We start from the raw sequence: 22297 nt of genomic DNA, 5'->3' as shown, positions 1-22297 counted from the left end.
GACTACTGCCGTCGCCCCATGCAGAAGCCCCGCCAGGACACACCTGACGGGGCCTCAAATATGCTACTGCCACCCAGGCAACCGGCGCTGCCTCGGGAAGCGAGCTACACCTCGGCATGAGTCAACGAGAACGGTCCGGTACGCCCCTCAAGGCAGGCGCAACCGATCCACCTTCAGCACCGACTTCATCTGCTCGGCCAGAGCCAGATTTGTGGCCCCGGCCCGACGCATAAACCGCGTCGCTGGAAACTCGTCAGCCGGAAAGTCGGCGAAGAACGCCACATCGTCCTTGGTTTCGGACAGGGACACTTCTCCGGCCGCGTCGCCCCTTAGGAAATATTCCGCTTCGGCACCCTGGTGCTCCGCCAAGAACTGGGCCATCTCCGAACGGATTTCCGCGATCGAGATCGCCGAGTTCGCAGCAGCCTCTGGATCTTCCTCAAGCAAGCCATCCATCACGGACACCGAAACGGAGATCGCATCGGCGGCGAAGCCGGCCGCCTCTCCACCGACCCCCTCAAGGCGAGTGATCCAGCGCTCCGCTTCCACTCGAATCTGCATGAGATCCGACGCAGAGACCTGCTGGATACCGCGAAGGTCGAGCCACACCGCATCCAGCCCGTTGTTGATCCGGTAAAAGGACTCCCCCTTTCCTGAATCGTGAAGGAACGCCATAGACACTGATCGCACCTTCGTCGCGCAAAGAGCCGTGACGGCAAGCCGTTGGCGCGCGGTCAGCCGTGCGCACCCCACACGAACGACTTCGACATCTTCGAGAAATCCCATCTCAATTCACCTCACGGAGTCCAAATCGCCTGTGTGTCGCTGACCAGAGACGCGCCCTTGCTTTGCAAGAAACCCTGGCACGTTGGACAGAACGGTCGATTGACTGCCAGGCCAGTCGGCGTTAGGTCAAGATGGACTGCTGTCTCCCAGAGCTTGACCTCTGCATGCGGGAAGTTACCCGATGCGTCCACACCGGTGCGAGATACGCCAAGCTCGTGCGGGAGGAGCTGGGCACGTTGAATCTGGGAGATATTCTTCCGGGCTCCAACGGCAACGACGTCGAGAGACTCCGGTCCGCCGCCCACTGCGTGCATGACCCCAGTGGTCGCCCTGTCGTTCGCCATCCCCGCCGGGATCTGGGCGTGCAGCGTGTCGGCTCGGTCCTGCAGATTGTCAAGGTCGAGAGCGCCGCCACCACAATTGTGAACGAGTACCGGCGCGGCCCCCGCCAGCACATAGTACGTATGCGCATCCGCCACAGTGAGGTTGCGAACCTCAGCCCGCTGCGTGGTCCACCGCTTCACCGCGGTGACCTGCACCTGCGTGCCGGCGCTCGTGCGCAGCCACTCGCCCGCGGACAGGTCCGTGGCGTTCACCCACTCGCCCAACTGCGGAACCCAGAACGGGTGTCCATCGGTCGCGGTGACCGAGGCGAACCGGTCCTTCGTCCCCTTCTTGCCGTCCGTCTTGACGGTGATCTCAACAAGGCGCTTGACGCCCTTGCCCTTGATCTCGGCGGTCACCGTCTTGACGACGGTCTTGCCGGTCCTGGGGTCGGTGGCCAGGACCTTGTCACCGATGTCGATATCCGCGATCGCCTTTGTGGAGCCGTCGCCCATCAACACCTTTGTTTTCGGAGTGAAGCTGTTCTTGGTGCAGCTGCCGCCCTTCTCGGCCGCCTCCTCCAGCCTGTCCGCCCTCTTGTCCAGCTTCATCCAGGCTTTGAAGTCTTTGAACAGGCCCTTCACCAGGCCGCCGACCTTCTTGGCGAGGGCGATTCCCTTCTTCCAGTTCCAAGGCATGCCGTACTTCTTGGCGAGTTTGGCGGCGACTCCGCCGACCAGGCTCGTCGCGACATTCGCGATCGTGGCACCGCAAGAACCCAGACTGCCGGTGGTGAAGCAGTCGAGGGCGTCGGTGATGCCGAGTTCGTCCGCCAGGATCCCGGCGAGCTCCTTGGCCGCCCGCTTCATGCGGGTCTCGCGGGCGCTGGCCTCCGAGCGAGCAGCAGTCGCCCTCTTCTGCGCCGGCGTCGCGTGGACCTGGTAGTAGGTGTAGTAGGTCTTGGTGACCTTGATGTCCCAGCCGCCGTCACGACCCGCCGAGCACTGGACGCCGACCAGCAGGCAGCCGTCATCCTTGAGGCCCGACGGGTCACTCTTGGTCACCGGGTTGTTGGACGCGTACGCGTAACCGTTGATCTGTTGAGGGTCGTTGAAGTCGATGATGGGGTCGGCGGTGATGAACCGCCCGTTCTCCGGTTCGTACTCTCGCGCGCCGACATGCGTCAGGCCGGTGGACGAGTCCACGGACTTGCCGAGGAACCCCTTGTCGTCGACCCACGGGTCGGTGGCCTTGCCGCGTTCGTTGCCGAACGGGTCCATGCGACGCCGGGTCACCCCACCCGTGTTCGCGTCGATGGCCGCCGACATGGTGCCCTGATGGTCACCGGCCAGGAACTGCACGCCCTTGGCCGTACGCATCGCCACCGTCTGGGCGCCGAAGGTGTAGTAGCGGGTGGCCTCGACGCCGCGGCTGGCGGTGTTGAGGTTGAGCTCCATGCCGGGCAGGTAGAGCGTGTGCTGGTCCTTCTCCTTGCGGAGCAGCCGCGACCCGGCGGCGTCGTAGTCGTACGTCGTGTCCGAGCCCGCTGCCTGCAGCTTGCCTTCGGCGCTCCACTTCAGGTCCTGCGTCGTGCCGTTGTGGACGCGTTGCCGGGTGTTGCCCGACTCGTCGTAGGTGTAGGTGTCCTGGCGGGTGACGGCGGGATCGCTCCCGGACGCCGGAGTCTTCTCGACGACCTTGGTCAGGGTGTGCGGGCCGCCGTTGCCCGCCGCGTCCTTCCCGTAGGTGTAGGTGCGGGTGACATCCGGAGCACCGGCCACACCGTGCCGCACCTGCGACGTGCGGTTGCCCGCCGTGTCGTAGTCGAAGGACTGCCAGTACGGGGCCGCGCCGCCGACGGTGCCGGTGGTGGCACCTCCCGAGCACGCCGCGTCCTGGCGGCCGGAACCGGCCTTGCCGTCCGGGGTGTTGGAGGTGGCCCAGGCCTCCTTGAGACGCTGCTGCCAGTCATAGGTGAAGCACTGGACATCGCTCTCGCCGCCCTGGGGCGTGTCGGCTATGGACGTGACGTTGCCGGAGTCGTCGTACGAATAGTTCGCGTCCGCCACGAAGGCGTCGACGCCGACGATGTCGGCACCTGCTCCGATGAGACGGTCAGTTCCCTTCTCGTATTCGTAGAAGAGACGGGGCAGCTTTCCGTCGGTGCCGATCTGCCCGAGATCCAGGCCCAGGAGCTGGGAAGTCGAGGCGTAGTGCGCCTTCTTGACGTAGCTGCCGTCCGACTGGCCGCCCAGCAGTGTTGTCAATGAAGTGGGACGCTGCAGGCCGTCGTACGTGTAGGTCAGCGTCTCACTCGGCAGGCCGCCGGCAGCGGGAAGGGTCTGCCCCCTGACGGTGCCGTCGTTGTTGTACGCGGTGTTGAAGGTGTACGTGCCGCGCAGTTCCTCGTCGGCCGCGTCGCCGACGATCACCTGGGTCTGTTCCGGCTGGTACATGTCGTCCAGCTGGGTGATCAGTGAGGCGGTGGTGACTGCCCCGTTCTCGTAGCGGTAGCTGCCGTACAGCTGGCCCTTTGCCTTCTTGTCGTAGCTGTTGAGGGTCAGCTTCGTGCCGGTGTCGGGCTCACCGTCCCATGTGGAGACGGGTCGTCCCAGCACGTCGTACTTCGTGGACAGCTTCTTGCCGCGGGCATCGGTCGTGCTCGTCAGCCGGTCCAGCCCGTCGTACGTGTAGCGGGTCGTGCCCACGTCCGGGTCGCTGAAGGTCGACTTCCGTCCACGTTGGTCGTAGCTGTAGGACCAGTTGTTCCCTGCCGCGTCCTCGACGGTCTTGACCTGCCCGGCGGGCGTGTAGGAATAGCGGGTCGACTCGTAGTCCTCGGCCGTCCCTGTCGGCAGCGGCTTCTCGCCCTTGTACCGGCGGATCTCCGTCGTCTGTCCGCGGCCGTCGGTGATCACCGTTGTGGGTGCGGTGCCGGCGGGCGGGTCGGTGTGCACGCGGTCGCCGTCGTAGGTGAAGGTCGTACGCCACTTCTCGACGTCCTGCACCTTGAAGATCTCGGCGGTCTTGCGCCCTGCCCCGTCGTACCGGGTCAGGGTGTGCCCGTCGACTTCCTCTTTGGGCTTGAAGAACGTGTCGGTCGGCGCGGACGTGGTGTAGTAGTCGGCATTCGCCTCGACGACGTTGCCCAAGCCGTCGTAGAAGGTTTCGGCTACGAGGGTGCCGCCGTTCGGCCCTTCTGCCTGCTGCTGGCGCGGCCGCAGAAGACCGTCGTACAACGCGTACTCGACACCGTACGAGGTGCCGTCGTTCTCGATCTTCTCGGTCTTGACGGCGTTCGCGTTGTCCTCGCGGATCAGGTAGGTGTACTTGATCGACGGCGTCTTGGTCGCCTTGTCACGGTCGGGCAGCCATACGGAGGTGAGGCGGCCAAGGGCGTCGTAGGCGAGGTCGGTGCGTTTGCCGTTCATGTCCGTCTGCGCGGCTGCGACGCCCCAGGACCGGAGGTACTCCGTAGCCGTGGTCCAGCCCAGGGGGTTGGTCTCCACCTTCTTGGTGGTCAGTCCGTCGGTCTCGGTATAGGCGATCGACGTCGCCTCACCTGCCGCGTCGGTGACCTTGAGCGGACGGCCGAAGCTGTCGAAGTCGGCGGTCGCCGAGGAGGTGACGGTCTCGTAGGTGGGCTTGGTCCCGTCGTGCTTGGCCAAGCGCTGCACCTTGGTCGTGTCGCCCTTGGTGGGTGCGGCCCCGAGCGCCTTGCCGTCGTAGAACGTCAGATCGTCGGAGATGACCTGGGTCTTGCGGTCCGGTGCGGCCGAGCAGGAAACGGCGACCTTCTCCACCCGCGACACCAGCGCGAACATGTTCTGGCTCGCATTGTCCGCGTACTCGGTGCGGATGCATTGGTTGTCGCTGCTGTCACCGTCCTTGCCGTAGTCATCAGTCTGAACAGGACGCCCGGTCGCGTCGTCGTACCGCGTGGTCGATTTGATGACCCGCCAGCCGCCGTTTTCCAGCGCTGTGTAGGAAGCTGTCGTGGCTGGACGCACGTAGAAGGCGTTGCTGGTCCCCCAACTCTGTTTGCGGGTCGCGGTGGTGCGCTGCCACGTCGTGCTGATGTTCTTGGATACGATCTTGTCGCTGCTGTAACCACCGTTATAGGTGATCGTCTCCAGTTCCTGACCGGACAATTCGTCGGCGTCGGAGTGCTTGGTGCCCTCCGAGTCAGTGACGTCGCCGCCCATTCCCCGCAGGAATACGTGCTCGGTACGTTGGTTGGAGGCGTCATGGGTGCCGGCGGACTTCGTCACCCGCACCTTGCCGTAGCCGCGCCAGTCGCTGTGGGTGCGGTACTTGTCGTCGGTGATGCCGTCGGCCTTGGTCTTCTTCCAGCCGGCACCGCCCAAGTATTCGTAAGAACTGACCATTTGCGGCGCGCCGCCGGTCATGTCCTTCTCCACGACCTGCTCCACCAGGTGCTTGTGGAACCAGTCCGTGATCGGGTCGACGGCGCCGGGGGGATTCCACTTGACGGGGTAGCAGGCCTTCGTGGGTGCGTCGGCCGGTGGCAGGTCACCGGCACTGCACTCCGCCTTGCGGTAGTTGACGTGCAGTTCCCCACCGCTGTCGTTGTCGACGCGCGTCAGACGGAACCGGTTCATCGCCTGGATGTGGTCGCCCTCTTTGTCGACCCGGTTGGGCCGCTGCTCGCCGACCAGAGTGATGGCCGGTGTGGTCGCCGTACCGGATCCCGCGTGGCCGGTCTGCTTGATGGTGTCGAGCCAGAGAGACTTCGAACTGTCGCCGTTGTCGTTGAACTGGTGGCGCAGCGCCCAGGATTCGGTGTCCGCGTATCCGCTGCCGTAGCGGATCTGTGTGGTGACTTTGGACAGCTTCTTACGGGTCCAGAACGTCGGGGAGTTCTGCCCCTTGCACTTGGTGCTCGCCTTGCAGTTGAGGTCCCACGGCACATCGGGCCAGCGGGTCGCCGTCGAGTCGGTGAGATCACCGGGCTCGCAGTCGGCGGCTGCGGCGAGGCAACGCTCGTCGGTGTCGAAGACCACGCGGGCCGGCGCGGGGCTGTCGTAGACCTTCTCGTCCCGCTGGCCGTAGTCGATGCGCTTGAGGTAGCCGCCCCGCGTGTACGGCTTGCCGTTCTCGCCGGTCTTCAGGCCCTGCGTGTAGTAGTTGGTCTCCTTGCCGTAGTAGTACGACATGGCGTTGCCGTGCGGGTCGACGACGTAGTCCAGGTTCCAACGCCAGGCTTGCTTGCAATGAGAGTCGGCGAGCGTCGCCTTGTGGCAGGGCTCGTCGGCGTCATCGCCGTACACAGGCACGGTCCATGCGGAGCCGGTCTGCTCCTTGCCGGACGTGTATCCGGGCAGGTTGTCCAGGCCGAAGTAGTACTGGGTTCCGTCGGTGGTGGTCAGCCGCCAGTGCTCGCCGTTGTCGTCTCCGTTGTCCGCTCCGCCGAGCTTCTCCACCTTTGAGTTGTCGTCGTTGCTCAGACGCCATCTGTCAGTGCCGTCCGGGTTCTTGCCGTCGAGGATCAGCTGCCCCGAGGGGCCGCCGGCCAGCTGGACGGTGGCATTGTCGTACGCCCAGCACTGATCGCCGTTGGTCTTGTCGTGCCCGTCGTCCGCGCACGCTTTGTAGCGACGTTCGATGTATCCCGGTTCGTAGCCGAAGCCCGTTCCCACCCAGGAGCCCTGGTTGTTGGTGGCCGCGGTCTGTCCGTCCACGGACTGGGAGTTGTAGCCGAGGGAGACCGAGGGGGCCAGGCCGCCGGGTGCCGGCGGCACCCTCATCGGGTAGGACCAGTTGAAGCCACCCGAGGAGTTCGAGACGCTCCACTCCGCCGCAGGGGACAGTGGTGTCGCCCCGTAGCTGCCCTGGTCTCCCGAAGTACCGGCCTCGGCCGCCAGTACGGTGGCTTCGGCAGAAGCTGCCGCGCCCTGCCGCGCGGACGCGGCCACGGGCACATCCGCGCTCAGTCTCTGCTCAGCTGTGTCGTTCGCCGAGGTGAGCGGTTTGCCGACCCTACAACGGGCCTTGTCCGGAGTGGTCAGCACACAGTGCGGATACTGCACCAGGCGCAGCCGGTGGCCGTAATTCGCACCGTAGGCATCCGCGAAACCCGCATAGTCCAGAGTGAGCCGGGCGGTTGCCGCGCGGAGGCTCTTGCCCTCCGGAGCAACGGTGAGCAAGGCTCCGTCGACACCCGCCGCCTTGGTCTGCCGGCGATCGAAAACCTTGACGCGTACCGCATCTGCGGTCGGTCTGGACCGGCTCCGTTCCCGGGGTGGCCCCAGTTCGACGGGCAGGCCGCCCGCCTTGACCCGTTTTGTGCCGCTCAGCGAGACCTGGACGCTGCCGGGGGCCGGCCAGGTCACCTCGGCCGGGGCGGTGACCTTGGCCTTGGCCGCTGGATTGGGACCGTGCCGCTTCGCCTTCAGCTTCGTGCCCGGCACCGGTTCGCCCACGTCCTGTTGCAGTGTGCGCCCCTTGCCCGCGTCCTCGGCGCGCGCTTCCGGCACGTACTGGGGCAGCAGGCCGACCGTGAGCGCGATACCGAGGGCACCGGTGATCTGCAGACGCAGGGCGCGACCCTTGCGGTGCAGGGACGAACGGAACCAGGGCGATGAAGGCATGGGGTATCTCCGCGTGTTCGCGACGTGAGAGAGCAGGGAGCGGGGGAACGGCGTACGGCCCGGTCGGACCGCACGCCCGGGGTCTACGGCACCGTCCCGCCGCCCATGTCCAGCCCGGGCTCGAGCAGTGAGACGGCCCCGACGAGGGGCTCGTCCAGTGCGCCTTCGAAGACCCGGACCTCGTCGACGGCACCGGAGAAGAACTCGCTGCCACTGGAACCCGTGCCCGAGCGCCCCACTTGGAAGCCGGCCTTGGACAGGTCCCATTCGCTGCCGGACCACTTCACTGCTTCGCCGGTCCACTGGCCGTTCACGTACAGGCGCACTTCACCGAAGAGGGCGTTGTACGACAGAGCCAGGTGATCTCCGTCGCCCGTAGTGCTGGGCAGGAAGCCCTGGGCCTGCGACTCGACGACGGTGGCATCGGCCGTGTCCTTGCCGGTCAGGGCGAGCTGCCAGCGGTCCTTGCCGGCGTCGAAGCGCAGCAGCGCAGCCGCTTTCGTACTGCCTGGCAAGGAGAGCACCGTCTGGTCCTTCTCGCCGTTCACCGAGGACAGACGGGCCCGTGCGGTGACGGTGAAACTGGCCTTCGACTTCAGCAGCCCCGCCGACCGGGACGCGTAACCGTTGCTGCCCGCCAGCGCCAGGTGGCCGTCGCCCGCCAGAGGTGTCTCCGGCACGCACTCGGGGTCGAGCGGATCGCACGACTCGTCCGGTCGGAAGACGGTGGCTCCACCATGCAGGGCCAGGCCTGTGCCTCCGGAGTTCTCGGGCACCCGGCCGTTCCCCTCCTCGTCCTCCTCCATGCCCCAGTAAGCGAGTTGCAGAGGCGGCAGGCCCCCCATGCTCTTGGTCTCGTCCGGCGTCAGTACTCGGTCCAGGACCTGGACGCCGGCGACCGAGCCCTTCAGATTGGCTGTGTATCCGGCCGGTTCCAGCGCCCGGCCGATCTGCAGCGCACCGGTGGCGTTCCATGTCGTGCTGCGTTCCTGGATGTCGCCGGAGACCAGGCGGCCGTTGATGTACATGCGCATCTTGCCCGGCGGGCCGCCCTCGTCCCGGTCGTAGACGCCCACCAGGTGGGTCCATTCACCAGGCACCGGTTTCGGCCCGAGCACCTGCCACGACACCATCGAGTCGATCTCGCTGTCCGGAGCCTGGAACGACCACTTCTGCGACGCGGCGTCGTAGCCGAGAGAGAACCCGGACTGTGCCGAGCCGTCCTGACTGACCACGCTCATGGACTTCGTCGGCAGTTGGGGCAGCATCACCCAGGCCCCCACCGAGAACGTTTTGTCCGTGTCCACCACATGCTTGCCCGTGTTCAGATACGCATCGGAGGTGCCGTCCAGTCGTGCGGCGGTGAGCACGGAGCCGTGCGGCCCCTTGGCGCCGAACGTCACTCCGGCACCGGCCTGCGCGTCCGGTGCACCGTCGCCGCCGGCCGCCGTGGGGGATCCGAGCGGGTCCGCCAATGCCCACGAGGACTTCGGCGCACGCCCCAGGTCCACCCGGAACCGGTAGGACCTGGTGATCTGCTGGCTGTTGCCTGCGGTGTCCACTGCCTCGACGTACAAAGTCGTCGTTCTGGCCGAGGTCGGCATCCACCTCACGACGGCGGGCCTCCCTGGCTCGTCGGGCACCACGGTCTTCTCGCCCTCCCCCGCGAACTCGTAGCGGTACCGGGCCACATCGGTTCCCGGCGAGTGGAGGGAGAAGGTGCCGTAGTCGCCGACGCCGGAGTGCCAACGGCCGTCGTTCGGGTACTCCGAAGAAGTGACGGTGGGCGCTTCCGGCTTCGTCTTGTCGTAGATGAACTCACAGCGGTGCCCGGACCCTTCGTGGCTCCAAGGCCCCCAAGCCGTGCCGTCACCGCCACGTACCCACCAGCCGATGACCGTGTTCTGCGGCGGGGTGAACTTCCCCGTTCCGTCACCCTCTATGTCGGTGCCGACGGTGTACTCGAACTCGGCCATGCCACTGTCACGGCCTTTGACCGTTCCGCTCGCCAACGGGCCGGTGGTGACGGTGTGACTGACTTCCCTGCCGTCGGCCCCGGTCCAGAAGACCTCGAACTGGGCCTTCAGCCGCTCGCTGCTCGCACCCGTGTCGCCGTGGTCGGGGTCCCAGATCTTCGCTGACAGCACCGGCAGCTTCTTGGTGTAGTGCTTGGTGGCCTGTCCCACCGTGCACTTTCCCCCGGGGTCCATGTCCAGCTCGCTGATTTTCGGCTGGTACGGCGCGCGGTTGTACGTCACTTCGAGAGCGGCGTTGTTGCAGAACCGCTTCCATGACCCGTACGAGTCCTCGGAGGCCGCCTGCAGACCGAAGGTGGTGGTGTCCCAACCGCTGGAGGCCGACTTCTTCAATGTGCCCAGGACGTTGAACCTGACATTTTGGTTCGTCGCCGTGCAGGAGCCGGTGGGGTTGGTGGGTGACTCGGAGGCGATGTGGTCTTTGCTGGAAGGCTTGTTGGACCAGTTCGTACGGGAACTGATCGCGCTGCCACCCGAGCTGTTCATGCGGTGCAGCTGTACGGAGCGCGCCTCGCTGTTGTACGTGTGCACCAGCGTGATGGCGAACTCGGCCTTGAGGATGGTCTTGCCCTCGAAGCTCGCCGTGGGCAGCGCGTAGTACTGCCGCTGCACGTCATTGGAGCCGGTACAACGCACCGAATAGTCGGCCGGGCAGCGCCCCACGCCTTTGCCGGACTCCACTCCGTCGTCCGAATTGGGGAACTTCCAGCCTTCCAAGCCAGGATTCGCGGAGGAGACCCAGGTCCAGCCGGCCCGGGCAGCCGTTTTGGTGACCGGGTCGATGAAGACCGGGTAGCGCGTGTGCTCACCGCGCAGCAACCCGGTGTCCGGCTCGAGGACCATCGCTCCTCGTCGCAAGGAGAGGCCGACATCAGCGATCTTCGCGCCCTCGGGGGGCCCGGGGCCGGCCTGTACCGGATGCTCCTTGCCACCGGGCGGCTCTCCGCCCGCGTCCCACATGACTGGCTGCGGCGCCTCGAACACCGTTCCGCCCGACGCCTCGTCCTTGACGGTCAGGCCACCGCCGTCGTCCTCTTCCACCGATACGCCCGCGGTGCGCACCGGCAGGGCGATCGACGTGAGCTTCGGGTTGGCCGCAGCTTCGGCCGACTTGACGACGAGTACGTGCGAGAAGCCGTCGGCCTGAGCCCGCACCACCAGGTCGACACCCGGCAGGACCGACTCGTACGTAGCTGCGTCCTGCTCCACGACAGGCTTCGGCAGCGTGCCGGGCCAGGCGATGGACATCCTCTTGCCGTCGCGTACCAGCGTGGCGAAGACCTTGTCCCCACCACCGGAGATGCTCATCGCCGCGCTCGCCGCCCGTGGTGCCAGCCGTCCGCCCGGCTGCTTCACCAGCGTGGTGTCGATGTCGACCCACCTGCCGTCCCGCCGTGTGCGCACCGGCTGCGCAAACTCCTTGACGGTGAAGGTTCCGTCCGGGTTCGCGAAAGTCTGGCTGCGCTCGTCGCGCAGTGTGGCGACTTCGACCCGTTTGCCGGCCGCCGCCGCTGCTTCGGCTGCCGCCGTCTCGGACACCGCGGACTTCGGCGACAGCTGCTTCCTCTTCCGGCCGTCGTCTTCCGCCGAGACGACCGACGCTGCGTCCGACGCCGCAGCGGGGGAGATCCCGGCGGCTCCGACGGCCAGAGCAGCGGCCACAGCACTGACCGCCATCCTCACCCGGTATCCGGCACCCCACCGTCTGCGTCTGTGTGCTCGGCTCTTCATGCTCCCCGCCCCTGTCGTCTCCGCCGTGCCGCTACACCGCTGTACTGCTCAGCACTCAGCGGATGGCCGAACCGAATGTCCTGCCCTCGTCCGGGATGCCGTCGGCCCCGGGTTTGATCGTGGTCACCGTCCCCGTACCGTCCTCGGCCGCCGACCAGGGCAGCGAGTACACGACGCCCTTCTGCGCCCCTGTCGCCTTGCTGTACGGCACACCCACGTACAGCCGCGTGCCTGTCCCCCACAGGCCGAGGCCCGCGAAGTCACGTGCTTCCGCGGTATCCGGCAGCCCCGCTCCTCTGGTGAGCAGCACATCGCCCCTGCCCGGTGCCCCGAGGCCGGGCAACACCTGCACCGCACCGGCGTTCTCCGCAGGCCCGACCTCCTGGTTGGGCACACTCACAGCCAGCCGCATGTTCGCGGCCATACCGACCTCGTCGGGCTCGGTGTTGGAGATCACGACCCGCTGTCCGAAGAAGTCACCCACCACGGGGTCGCCCTCCACCTCGGGTGACAGGCGGTCGATGAGATTGACCTCCTTGACCGCACCGGTGGGTTTGACGTGCACCACGGTCACCGCACCCGCATCGGCGACGTTGCCCACGTCCTCGTTCGGCGTACCGATGGCCACCAGCGCGTCAGTCTCAGAGGAAGCCCCCTGCGGGCGGTAGGAGACAACCGCCAACGAAGTGCCGAACCGGTCGTCCTGCTCCGCCGTCCCCGACGTCAGTTCGGGCTGGTTCTCGTCGACGGCTCCCAGGGACGTCGGGCGCCCATCCGTCATGGTGTGGCTGAAGACCGTGACGTTGCCGGCGAAGGATTCCGAGCCGATGGTTTCACCCGGCGCACCCACGACGAGGTACCTGAAGCGTGCTGCGAGGGAGTAGCCGAATCGGTCGTGCGCTTCCGCAACCCCGGGGATGCCGGGATCGTCCTGGTTGACCGTCGCCTTCTTGGCGCCTTGTACGTAGTGGATGCACCCGGCGTCCTTCAGTGACCCGATCGCCTCACCCGGCACTCCGATCGCCAGAGTGGGCTTGTCGCCGGTCACCTTGGTGGCCGCCAGCGAGAACCCGAACAGATCGCCCGCCTCTGTCGTCGTCGACCCGTCCAGCCCTGCCTGCGTGTAGCTGTCCACGACAGACCCCGGGCCGATGCCCGACGGTGTGCCATGGATGACATAGACCGACCCGGCGTCCTGCTGCGCCGCACCGTCGGTCGTCGTGACGTCCTCGTACGGGGCGCCGGCCACCAGGTCCGAGCACCCGTCGGAGTCAGCGTCGTACACGGCGATCGAATAGCCGAACTGATCCCCGGCCTCCGGGTTGGCGCTCATCTGGCTCAGGGCCTGGGAGATCTCGAACGTCCCCTTGTCCCCGCCCAGCACCACGCGCACCAGGCCCGCGCCCGTCCGTCCCTCCACGGAGGCCTGCGGGTCGGCGATCGCCATGTCACGCACACCGTCGCCGTTGAAATCCATCTCCGTGCCCGCCGAGCACGAGTCTGCTACTGCTGGCGACGTCCCCAGTGTGAACGTCCCGGCAGCGGCGACGAGCACCGCTCCCATCCCCACGCCGATCGCCCGTGTACACGCGGGCGCACCCCACCCCAACCCCACAGTCCCCACCCCAGAGTCACAGGATCCTCACAAGTGCGCCGAGGCAACAGGACCGGACTTTCGCCGTCAATATGCCTCCTGCGCGGCGACGAGTCCGGATGACGCATTCCGTAGCATCCCGGAGCCCGTGTGTGCTGGCGCACCGAACGCAAACACGCTGTCGGCCATGACGCAGGAGTGACGCCTGTCACCCACCTTCCACGGCTACCGGAAGCTTCTCGGACCGCAAAGCGGAGGGGCCCCCTCGGTTCGGCAGGCCGATTGCCCGCAATACGGTGGTTGGCCGAAACCTCCACTACGCAACGTTCACGGGCACACCCCGCTCCACCCTGGAGGAACCTCCAAGCCCCAGCACACCCACCCCCCAGCAGGCATACGCCGCCCGAACCGGTCAACTCGCCTCCGCATGGCACTCTTCGGCAGGGACAAACACGTGCACGGCGAGAACGAGCCGGCCCACGACAGGACCGAGCCCACCCTCGGTACCGGCCCGGGCCCTGAGGTCGAGCGGGCCGCCCCGGACGAGCCCACCGAGCTGCCCGCGCGCTCCTGGTGGTCGGTCCTGCGGCGTACCGGCAAGGAGTTCATGGACGACGATCTGGCCGACCGGGCCGCGGCCCTGACGTACTACGGCGTCCTCTCCCTCTTTCCGGCGCTGCTGGTCCTCGTCTCGATCCTGGGTGTGATCGGTGAGTCGGCGACCCACACGGTCCTCGACAATCTGCAGCAGCTGGCCCCCGGGCCGGTGCGCGATCTGCTCGGCGACGCGGTGCGGCAGCTCGGGGACAGCGGCGGCACCAGCGGCGTGATGGCGATCGTGAGCCTGGTGCTCGCGGTCTGGTCGGCCTCCGGCTACGTGGCGGCGTTCATCCGCACCTCCAATGCCGTCTACGACCTTCCCGAGGGCCGCCCGGTGTGGAAGCTGACCCCGCTCCGCATCGCCCTGACCGTGGTCCTCATGATCCTGCTCGCCGTCAGCGCGGTGATCGTGGTCTTCACGGGACCGCTGGCCGAGCGGGCCGGTGACGCGATCGGCGTGGGCGACGCGGCGCTGACCGTCTGGTCCATCGCCAAGTGGCCGGTCCTGCTGGTCCTCGTGATCGTGATGATCGGCCTGCTCTTCTGGCGCGCCCCGAACGTCCGCGGCCCCGGCTTCCGCTGGCTGAGCCCCGGCAGCGCCCTCGCGGTCCTGCTCTGGCTGCTCGCCTCCGGCGGCTTCGCCTTGTACGTCGCGAATTTCGCCTCGTACAACAAGACGTACGGAACCCTCGCCGGTGTCGTCGTCTTCCTGATCTGGCTCTGGCTCTCGAACCTGGCCATCCTGCTCGGCCTCGAATTCGACGCGGAGCTGGCCCGCCAGCGGGCGATCTCCGGCGGCATGCCCCCGGAGGAGGAGCCCTACGTGGAGCCCCGCGACACCCGGAAGTGGCCGCGCCGCCGCAAGGGCCGCCCGGCGACCTCTTCGGACGTCTGATGCCGGACGTGTGACGGCACGAAAAAGGCCCCCGCCGTCAGCGGGGGCCTTGCGTCGCCCCTGCTTAAAACGTTCCTGCATGGGCAACACATGGTGGGGCGGGTGGGACTCGAACCCACGGCCGACGGATTATGAGTCCGCTGCTCTAACCGGCTGAGCTACCGCCCCTAACGGCGCGTCGCGCACATTTGTGCGCGCCGTCTGCCGCAGCATAGCCGCTCATACGATCTCCTGCTTCGGATGGTCGGCATCGCTCGACCATGAGGACCGCAGGGCTGCCCGCGTGGTTCCACGAGGCGCGGAACCCGTGCGGAACCAGTGCGAAACCCGTACGAAGAAGGACCCCCGACAAACATCTCAGGGGTCCTTCTGCACAGCTCTCCCGACTGGACTCGAACCAGTAACCTGCCGGTTAACAGCCGGCTGCTCTGCCAATTGAGCTACAGGAGACCGAGCTCCCCCGACTGGACTCGAACCAGTAACCTGCCGGTTAACAGCCGGCTGCTCTGCCAATTGAGCTACAGGGGATCGTCTCGTTGCATCGAACGCACCTAGCTGGGAACTCTCCGGGCGGCGCGCGCTCGCTGCGACACATACATTAGCGCAAGCAGGGGGGTGCTCCGCCAATCGGTATCCCTCGGGCGATCAGCAGGCGAGCGACAGACGCGTGACAGATACGAGTGACAGACGTGCGAAGCCGACGCAAGGGAAGGGTGGCAGCCATGCGGTACCGGCTCACATTCGTGGCGGGACTGGCCCTCGGGTACGTGCTCGGGACCCGGGCCGGACGCGAGCGTTATGAGCAGTTGCGGAAGTCCGCCCGCGAGATCTCGCAGAACCCGGCGGTGCGCAACACCGTGGAGTCCGCGACCCAGCAGGGGCGCGAGGTGGCGGGCAAGGCCTTCCACACGGTCTCCGAGAAGGTCGGGGACAAGATGCCCGAGTCGGTCGCCGACCGGGTCCGGTCCCTGCGCGAGCGCGGACCGGGCGGCGGCACCGAGGACGACTGGGGCACGAGCAACACGTAGGACGGCGCGAGAGCACGGTTCCCGCCGGGTCACGGATCACGGAGAGCGAACAGAGGTACGGGACACGTCCCGCGGTGCGGCAGAATTCCAGGCATGGGGATAGTCGCAGGGTTGGACAGTTCGCCCGATTTCACGCGCATCGTGGTCTGTGACACGGACACGGGCGCCGTGCTCAAGCAGGGGTACGCCCCTCATCCGCTGGAGAGCGCCGAGGGCGGCAGGCCCTCCGATGTCGATCCACAGGCCTGGCTGCTCTCCCTCGGCGAAGCCGCGGGCGGCGGGCTCCTCGAAGGCGTGCAGGCCATTGGCGTGTCCGCCCAGCAGAACGCTCTCGTACCGCTCGACCAGCACGGCAACACCGTGCGGCCCGCGCTCGTCGGCAACGACCGGCGGGCGCAGGTGGCCGCCGTCGACCTCATCGACCGGCTCGGCAGCCGCGAGGCCTGGGCGCAGGCCGTCGGGTGCGTGCCGCAGTCCGCGCACCCCGTGACGAAGCTGCGCTGGCTGGTGAAGACCGAGCCGGAGGCGGCGCGGCACGTGGCGGGGCTGTTGCAGGCCCCCGACTGGCTGGTGTGGCAGCTCCTCGGCAGGCCGGCCCGGCGCACGACCGACCGGGGCGGCGCGTCGGGCACCGGCTACTGGTCGGCCGCGACCGGCTCCTACCGCCCCGACCTCGTCGAACTGGCCCTTGGGCACCAGGCGATGCTCCCCGAGGTGATCGGGCCCGCCGAGGCCGCGGGGACGACGCCCGAGGGGCTGCTGATCTCCGCGGGCACGGGCGAGACGATGGCGGCGGCCTTCGGACTCGGGGTGCGGCAGGGCGACGCCGTGGTGTCGCTCGGCGCTTCCGGGTCGGTGATGGCCGTGCACCACGAGGCACTGTCGGACGCCCGCGGCATCATCACCTCGCTCGCGGACGCCACCGGGATGCACCTGCCGGTCGTCCACACGTCGAACGCCGTGCGGGTGCTGCGGGGCACCGCCGAGATGCTCGGCCTCGTCGACCTGGAGGAGCTCTCCGCGCTCGCCATGAAGTCGACGCCGGGCGCGCACGGCCTGGTGCTCCTGCCGTATCTGGAGGGCGAGAAGACGCCGAACCTGCCGCACGCGGCGGGGACGCTGACCGGCCTTCGGCGCGAGTCGATGAAGCCGGAGCACCTGGCGCGGGCGGCCTTCGAGGGCATGCTGTGCGGGCTCGGGGACGCGCTCGACGTCCTGCGGGCGCGCGGGGTGGAGGTCCGGCGGGTGTTCCTGCTCGGTGCCGCCGCGGAACTGCCCGCCGTGCAGGCCGCGGCGCCGATGCTGTTCGGTACGCAGGTCGTGGTGCCGCAGCCCGCGGACTACGCCGCGATCGGCGCGGCGCGGCAGGCCGCGTGGGCGCTGACCGGTCAACTGCCGCACTGGCAGGGGGCCGCGGCGCAGATCTTCGAGCCCGGTGAGGAGCTCGCGGTGGGGCAGGCGGTGCGGCAGCAGCACGCGACGGTGCGGGAGCAGACGCATCCCGGCGCTTTTGCCTACTGATGTGCCGCTTCTGATCCTTGAGTGAGCCCAGTTCTTGACCGGGACTGAAATTTGACCCGGTCATGGGTTAATTGGTTGCACGGCCCCGGGTCGGGTGCCGGAGTATGGGAGCCACCTCGCCCCAACTTGCCGTCACCCGACTCCTCGAGAGACCGAGCGTGCTCATACGACTCCTCCGGACGTACCTGCGTCCGTACCACAAACCCATCGTCTTGCTGGTGCTGCTGCAGTTCCTGCAGACCTGCGCAGCCCTCTACCTGCCCAGCCTGAACGCCGACATCATCGACAACGGTGTCGTCCAGGGAGACACGGGCTACATCCTGGCCTTCGGCGGCATCATGATCGCCGTCACGGTCGTGCAGATGGTCTGCAACGTCGGTGCCGTCTTCTACGGCGCGCGGACCGCCGCCGCCCTGGGCCGTGACGTGCGGGCCGCCGTCTTCGACCGGGTGCAGTCCTTCTCCGCGCGCGAAGTGGGCCGGTTCGGCGCTCCGACGCTGATCACGCGGACCACCAACGACGTCCAGCAGGTGCAGATGCTGGTCCTGATGTCGTTCACGCTGATGGTGTCGGCGCCCATCATGTGCGTCGGCGGCATCGTCATGGCGCTCGGCCAGGACGTGCCGCTCTCCGCGGTCCTGGTCGCCGTCGTGCCCGTCCTCGGCATCAGCGTCAGCCTGATCGTGCGGCGGCTGCGGCCCCTGTTCCGCACCATGCAGGAGCGGCTCGACACCGTGAACCGGGTCCTCCGCGAGCAGATCACCGGCAACCGCGTCATCCGCGCCTTCGTCAGGGACACGTACGAGAAGGAGCGCTTCCGGAAGGCCAACGCCGATCTGACCGACGTGTCGCTCGGCACCGGCAGGCTGCTCGCGCTGATGTTCCCGATCGTCATGACCGTCGTGAACATCTCCTCGATCGCGGTGGTGTGGTTCGGCGCGCACCGCATCGACAGCGGCGGCATGCAGATCGGCGCGCTCACCGCGTTCCTCACCTATCTGATGCAGATCGTGATGTCCGTGATGATGGCCACCTTCATGTTCATGATGGTGCCGCGCGCGGAGGTCTGCGCCGAGCGCATCGAGGAGGTCCTGGACACCGACAGCAGCGTGGTGCCCCCGGCCGCCCCGGTGCACGAGCTGCGCAGCCACGGCCACCTGGAGATCCGGGACGCCGGCTTCCGCTACCCCGGCGCGGAGGAGCCCGTCCTCAAGTCGATCCACCTGGTGGCCCGCCCCGGCGAGACGACCGCCGTCATCGGGTCGACCGGCAGCGGCAAGTCGACACTGCTCGGCCTCGTGCCGCGGCTCATCGACGCGACCGAGGGCGAGGTGCTGGTCGGCGGCGTGGACGTGAGCACCATCGATCCCGTCCTGCTCGCGAAGACGGTGAGCCTCGTCCCGCAGAAGCCCTACCTGTTCGCCGGCACCGTGGCGACCAACCTGCGCTACGGCAACCCGCACGCCACCGACGAGGAGCTCTGGCACGCCCTGGAGGTCGCGCAGGCCAAGGAGTTCGTCGAGGGCCTGGAGGAAGGGCTCGACGCGCCGATCGCCCAGGGCGGCACGAACGTCTCCGGTGGCCAGCGCCAGCGCCTGTCCATCGCGCGGACCCTCGTGCAGCGCCCGGAGATCTACCTCTTCGACGACTCGTTCTCCGCGCTCGACTACGCCACCGACGCGGCGCTGCGGTCCGCGCTCGGCCGGGAGACCGCCGGGGCGACCGTCGTCATCGTCGCCCAGCGCGTGTCCACCATCCGGGACGCCGACCGCATCGTGGTCCTCGACGAGGGCCGGGTCGTGGGCACGGGCCGCCATCACGAGCTGATGGAGACCAATGAGACCTACCGGGAGATCGTGCTCTCCCAGCTGACGGAAGCGGAGGCCGCGTAATGCCCCCTGGCATCGGTGGACCGATGATGGGGCCGGACTCCCGGTCCATGGACTTCAAGGGCTCGGGCAAGCGGCTGCTCGCGCAGTTCAGGCCCGAGCGCGCCACGATGTACGGGATGCTCCTGGCCGGCGTCCTGAGCGTCGCGCTCTCCGTGCTCGGCCCGAAGATCCTCGGCCGCGCGACCGACCTGCTCTTCGCGGGCATCGTCGGCCGTGACATGCCCGAGGGAACCACGAAGGAACAGGCCCTCGACGGCCTGCGCGCCAAGGGCGAGGGCGGCATGGCCGACATGCTCTCCGGCGTCGACTTCACCCCCGGCAAGGGCATCGACTTCGGCGCGGTGGGCGAGGTCCTGCTGCTCGCCCTCGGCACGTTCCTCGTGGCGGGCCTGCTGATGGCCGTGGCGACGCGGCTCTCGAACCGCGCCATCAACCGGACCGTCTTCCGGCTGCGCGGCGACGTACAGGCGAAGCTGTCGCGGCTCCCGCTGGCGTACTTCGACAAGCGGCAGCGCGGCGAGGTGCTGAGCCGCGCCACGAACGACCTCGACAACATCAACCAGACGCTGCAGCAGACGATGGGCCAGCTCATCAACTCGCTGCTGACCATCATCGGCGTCCTGGTCATGATGTTCTGGGTGTCGCCGCTGCTCGCGCTGGTGGCGCTGGTCACGGTGCCGCTGTCGTTCTACGTGGCGACGAAGGTCGGCAAGCGGTCGCAGCCGCAGTTCGTACAGCAGTGGAAGACCACCGGCGCGCTCAACGCCCACGTCGAGGAGATGTACACCGGCCACGCCCTGGTGAAGGTCTTCGGGCGGCAGGAGGAGTCGGCGAAGGCGTTCGCCGAGCAGAACGAGCAGCTGTACGAGGCCGGGTTCAAGGCGCAGTTCAACAGCGGTGTCATGCAGCCGCTGATGTACTTCATCTCGAACCTGAACTACGTGCTGGTCGCCGTGGTGGGCGGTCTCCGAGTGGCCTCCGGGTCGCTGTCGATCGGTGACGTGCAGGCCTTCATCCAGTACTCGCGGCAGTTCTCGATGCCGCTCACGCAGGTCGCCTCGATGGCGAACCTGGTGCAGTCGGGCGTGGCGTCCGCCGAGCGGGTCTTCGACATCCTCGACGCGCCGGAGCAGGAGGCCGACCCGGTGCCCGGCGAGCGGCCCGCGAAGCTGCGCGGGCGCGTCGAGATGGACCACGTGTCCTTCCGCTACGACGAGGACAAGCCGCTCATCGAGGACCTCTCCCTGGTCGTCGACCCCGGCCACACGGTCGCCATCGTCGGACCGACCGGCGCGGGCAAGACGACGCTGGTCAACCTGCTGATGCGGTTCTACGAAGTGACGGGCGGGCGCATCACGCTCGACGGCGTCGACATCGCGCACATGTCGCGCGACGAACTGCGGTCCGCCATCGGCATGGTGCTCCAGGACACCTGGCTGTTCGGCGGCACCATCGCGGAGAACATCGCGTACGGCGCGGCGAAGGACGTCACGCGCGAGGAGATCGAGGAGGCGGCGCGCGCCGCCCACGCGGACCGTTTCGTGCGGACGCTCCCCGACGGGTACGACACGGTGATCGACGACGAGGGCACGGGCGTGAGCGCGGGCGAGAAGCAGCTCATCACCATCGCGCGGGCGTTCCTCTCCGACCCGGTGATCCTGGTGCTCGACGAGGCGACGAGCTCCGTCGACACCCGCACCGAGGTGCTGATCCAGAAGGCGATGGCCCGCCTCGCGCACGGGCGCACGAGCTTCGTCATCGCCCACCGGCTCTCCACCATCCGGGACGCCGACACGATCCTGGTCATGGAGAACGGGTCGATCGTGGAGCAGGGAACGCACGATGCCCTGCTGGCCGCGGACGGGGCGTACGCGCGGCTGTACGCGGCTCAGTTCGCGCAGGCCGTGGCCGAGGTCGACTAGGGGCCGCGCGGGGCCTGCGTGGGCCTGCGGGGGGGCTGCCTCAGTCGAGGTAGCCCCTGAGCTGGTCCGCGAAGGCGTGGTCCCGCAGCTTGTTGAGGGTCTTGGACTCGATCTGGCGGATGCGTTCGCGGGTCACGCCGAAGATCCGGCCGATCTCCTCCAGGGTGCGGGGCCTGCCGTCCGCGAGGCCGTAGCGCAGCTGGACCACCTTCCGCTCCCGCTCGCCGAGCGTGGAAAGCACCGCTTCCAGGTGCTCGCGCAGGAGCAGGAACGCCGCCGACTCCACGGGGCTCGTGGCGTCGCCGTCCTCGATGAGGTCACCGAGCGCGACGTCGTCCTCCTCGCCGACCGGGGCGTGCAGCGACACGGGCTCCTGGGCCAGGCGCAGGACCTCGCTGACGCGCTCGTGCGGCAGGTCCAGGTGGGCGGCGACCTCTTCGGGCGTGGGCTCGTAACCCCGCTCCTGGAGCATGCGGCGCTGGACGCGTACGACACGGTTGATGAGCTCCACGACGTGCACCGGCACGCGGATGGTGCGGGCCTGGTCCGCGAGGGCGCGGGACATGGCCTGGCGGATCCACCAGGTCGCGTACGTCGAGAACTTGTAGCCCCGGGCGTAGTCGAACTTCTCGACCGCCCTGATCAGGCCGAGGTTCCCCTCCTGGACGAGGTCGAGCATGGTGAGGCCGCGGCCCACGTACCGCTTGGCGACGGAGACGACCAGGCGGAGGTTGGCCTCGATGAGGCGACGCTTCGCCATCCGGCCCACGACCACCAGCTTGTCGAGGTCCAGGGCGAGTTGGGAGTCCAGGTCGGGGGTGTTGCTCAGCTTCTCCTCGGCGAAGAGGCCGGCCTCGACGGCGCGGGCCAGCTCCACCTCCTCCGCCGCGGTGAGCAGCGGGATCCGCCCGATCTCGCGCAGGTACTGGCGGAACAGGTCGGACGAGGGGCCGCCGGTGTCGGCGCGGCTGCGGGGCGTGGGGAGGTCGAGGGTCTCGGGCTCCAGGGCCTCGGGGACCTCCGGGGCTTCCTGTGCCGCCTGGGGCTCCGCCGCTTCGGGTTCGCCCTGCACCTCCGGGTGCCGGGTGGCTCGGCTCTGCGGCGGGACCGACTCCAGGACGTTCGCATCCGCATCCGCGCGGGCGGCGGTGTCGGTCTGGGTGAGGGTCTGGGTCTGCACGGGGGCGACCTCCAGGGTGATCGCTGCTGAGGCGTGCGGCAACGGGAGAGGGACGACGGCCTCGCCGCTGTCCGTCCCGGACACGATGTGTGGAACCGCGGGGGTGTCGGACCCGCTGTCTGCGGGTCGGCCGCGCTCCGAGGACTCAGGCACCGGAACCCAGTGTGGGGCACGACA

At 68.0% G+C, this 22297-nt stretch carries 10 protein-coding genes and 3 tRNA genes; 5 read left to right on the top strand and 8 right to left on the bottom strand.

What is annotated here, in order from left to right; all coding sequences use genetic code 11:
- Positions 1-147 precede the first annotated feature (147 nt).
- The 4 genes from ACZ7LU_RS32135 to ACZ7LU_RS32120 form a co-directional block, all read right to left on the bottom strand.
- The gene (locus tag ACZ7LU_RS32135; protein ID WP_471918728.1) at positions 148-786 is read right to left on the bottom strand and encodes a hypothetical protein; all 639 of its coding nucleotides are present in this window, start codon (positions 784-786) and stop codon (positions 148-150) included.
- 11 nt (positions 787-797) lie between these two features.
- Entirely contained in the window at positions 798-7721 is a 6924-nt protein-coding gene (locus tag ACZ7LU_RS32130) for a polymorphic toxin-type HINT domain-containing protein (protein ID WP_471918727.1), read from the bottom strand.
- Positions 7722-7804: 83 nt separating this feature from the next.
- Positions 7805-11434, bottom strand: a complete 3630-nt coding sequence (locus ACZ7LU_RS32125; RefSeq protein ID WP_471918726.1) for a LamG domain-containing protein — start codon at positions 11432-11434, stop codon at positions 7805-7807.
- Positions 11435-11543: 109 nt separating this feature from the next.
- Positions 11544-12935 carry an integrin alpha gene (locus tag ACZ7LU_RS32120; RefSeq protein WP_471918725.1) on the bottom strand — a complete coding sequence of 464 codons (1392 nt, stop codon included), beginning with the start codon at positions 12933-12935 and terminating at the stop codon, positions 11544-11546.
- 574 nt (positions 12936-13509) lie between these two features.
- On the opposite strand from ACZ7LU_RS32120, the gene ACZ7LU_RS32115 reads away from it, so the two are divergent.
- Positions 13510-14577: a YihY/virulence factor BrkB family protein gene (locus ACZ7LU_RS32115; protein WP_468083193.1), complete on the top strand. Its 1068-nt coding sequence runs from the start codon at positions 13510-13512 to the stop codon at positions 14575-14577.
- 91 nt (positions 14578-14668) lie between these two features.
- Here ACZ7LU_RS32115 and ACZ7LU_RS32110 read toward each other — a convergent pair.
- The 3 genes from ACZ7LU_RS32110 to ACZ7LU_RS32100 form a co-directional block, all read right to left on the bottom strand.
- A tRNA-Ile gene (locus tag ACZ7LU_RS32110) sits at positions 14669-14745 on the bottom strand.
- A gap of 209 nt (positions 14746-14954) precedes the next feature.
- Positions 14955-15027 (bottom strand) — tRNA-Asn (locus tag ACZ7LU_RS32105).
- 5 nt (positions 15028-15032) lie between these two features.
- A tRNA-Asn gene (locus ACZ7LU_RS32100) sits at positions 15033-15105 on the bottom strand.
- A 185-nt stretch (positions 15106-15290) separates the two neighbouring features.
- On the opposite strand from ACZ7LU_RS32100, the gene ACZ7LU_RS32095 reads away from it, so the two are divergent.
- The 4 genes from ACZ7LU_RS32095 to ACZ7LU_RS32080 all read left to right on the top strand — a co-directional run bounded on the left by ACZ7LU_RS32095 (position 15291) and on the right by ACZ7LU_RS32080 (position 20940).
- Entirely contained in the window at positions 15291-15605 is a 315-nt protein-coding gene (locus tag ACZ7LU_RS32095; RefSeq protein WP_362996808.1) for a YtxH domain-containing protein, read from the top strand.
- Positions 15606-15698: 93 nt separating this feature from the next.
- Entirely contained in the window at positions 15699-17126 is a 1428-nt protein-coding gene (locus ACZ7LU_RS32090) for an FGGY-family carbohydrate kinase (protein ID WP_398297463.1), read from the top strand.
- A gap of 158 nt (positions 17127-17284) precedes the next feature.
- Positions 17285-19018 (top strand): ABC transporter ATP-binding protein, encoded by a 1734-nt coding sequence (locus ACZ7LU_RS32085; RefSeq protein ID WP_471918724.1) that lies wholly within the window; start codon positions 17285-17287, stop codon positions 19016-19018.
- Positions 19018-20940: an ABC transporter ATP-binding protein gene (locus ACZ7LU_RS32080; RefSeq protein WP_468556525.1), complete on the top strand. Its 1923-nt coding sequence runs from the start codon at positions 19018-19020 to the stop codon at positions 20938-20940. Before ACZ7LU_RS32085 ends, ACZ7LU_RS32080 begins: the two co-directional genes overlap by 1 nt.
- 40 nt (positions 20941-20980) lie before the next feature.
- Here ACZ7LU_RS32080 and ACZ7LU_RS32075 read toward each other — a convergent pair whose 3' ends face one another.
- Complete coding sequence (locus tag ACZ7LU_RS32075) at positions 20981-22273, bottom strand: RNA polymerase sigma factor (protein ID WP_398297469.1); 1293 nt, start codon at positions 22271-22273, stop codon at positions 20981-20983.
- Between the last annotated feature and the right edge of the window lie 24 nt (positions 22274-22297).

Source organism: Streptomyces sp. NPDC039462, from assembly GCF_055639375.1.
The sequence above is the reverse complement of the archived record's forward strand: the minus strand, read 5'-3'. Positions and strand labels throughout refer to the sequence as shown.

Excerpts from the sequence above, each read along its gene's own strand:
- ACZ7LU_RS32135 (WP_471918728.1), bottom strand. The coding sequence starts at position 786 with ATGGGATTTCTCGAAGATGTCGAAGTCGTTCGTGTGGGGTGCGCACGG.
- ACZ7LU_RS32130 (WP_471918727.1), bottom strand. The coding sequence starts at position 7,721 with ATGCCTTCATCGCCCTGGTTCCGTTCGTCCCTGCACCGCAAGGGTCGC.
- ACZ7LU_RS32125 (WP_471918726.1), bottom strand. The coding sequence starts at position 11,434 with ATGGCGGTCAGTGCTGTGGCCGCTGCTCTGGCCGTCGGAGCCGCCGGG.
- ACZ7LU_RS32120 (WP_471918725.1), bottom strand. The coding sequence starts at position 12,935 with ATGGCGATCGCCGACCCGCAGGCCTCCGTGGAGGGACGGACGGGCGCG.
- ACZ7LU_RS32115 (WP_468083193.1), top strand. The coding sequence starts at position 13,510 with ATGGCACTCTTCGGCAGGGACAAACACGTGCACGGCGAGAACGAGCCG.
- ACZ7LU_RS32090 (WP_398297463.1), top strand. The coding sequence starts at position 15,699 with ATGGGGATAGTCGCAGGGTTGGACAGTTCGCCCGATTTCACGCGCATC.
- ACZ7LU_RS32080 (WP_468556525.1), top strand. The coding sequence starts at position 19,018 with ATGCCCCCTGGCATCGGTGGACCGATGATGGGGCCGGACTCCCGGTCC.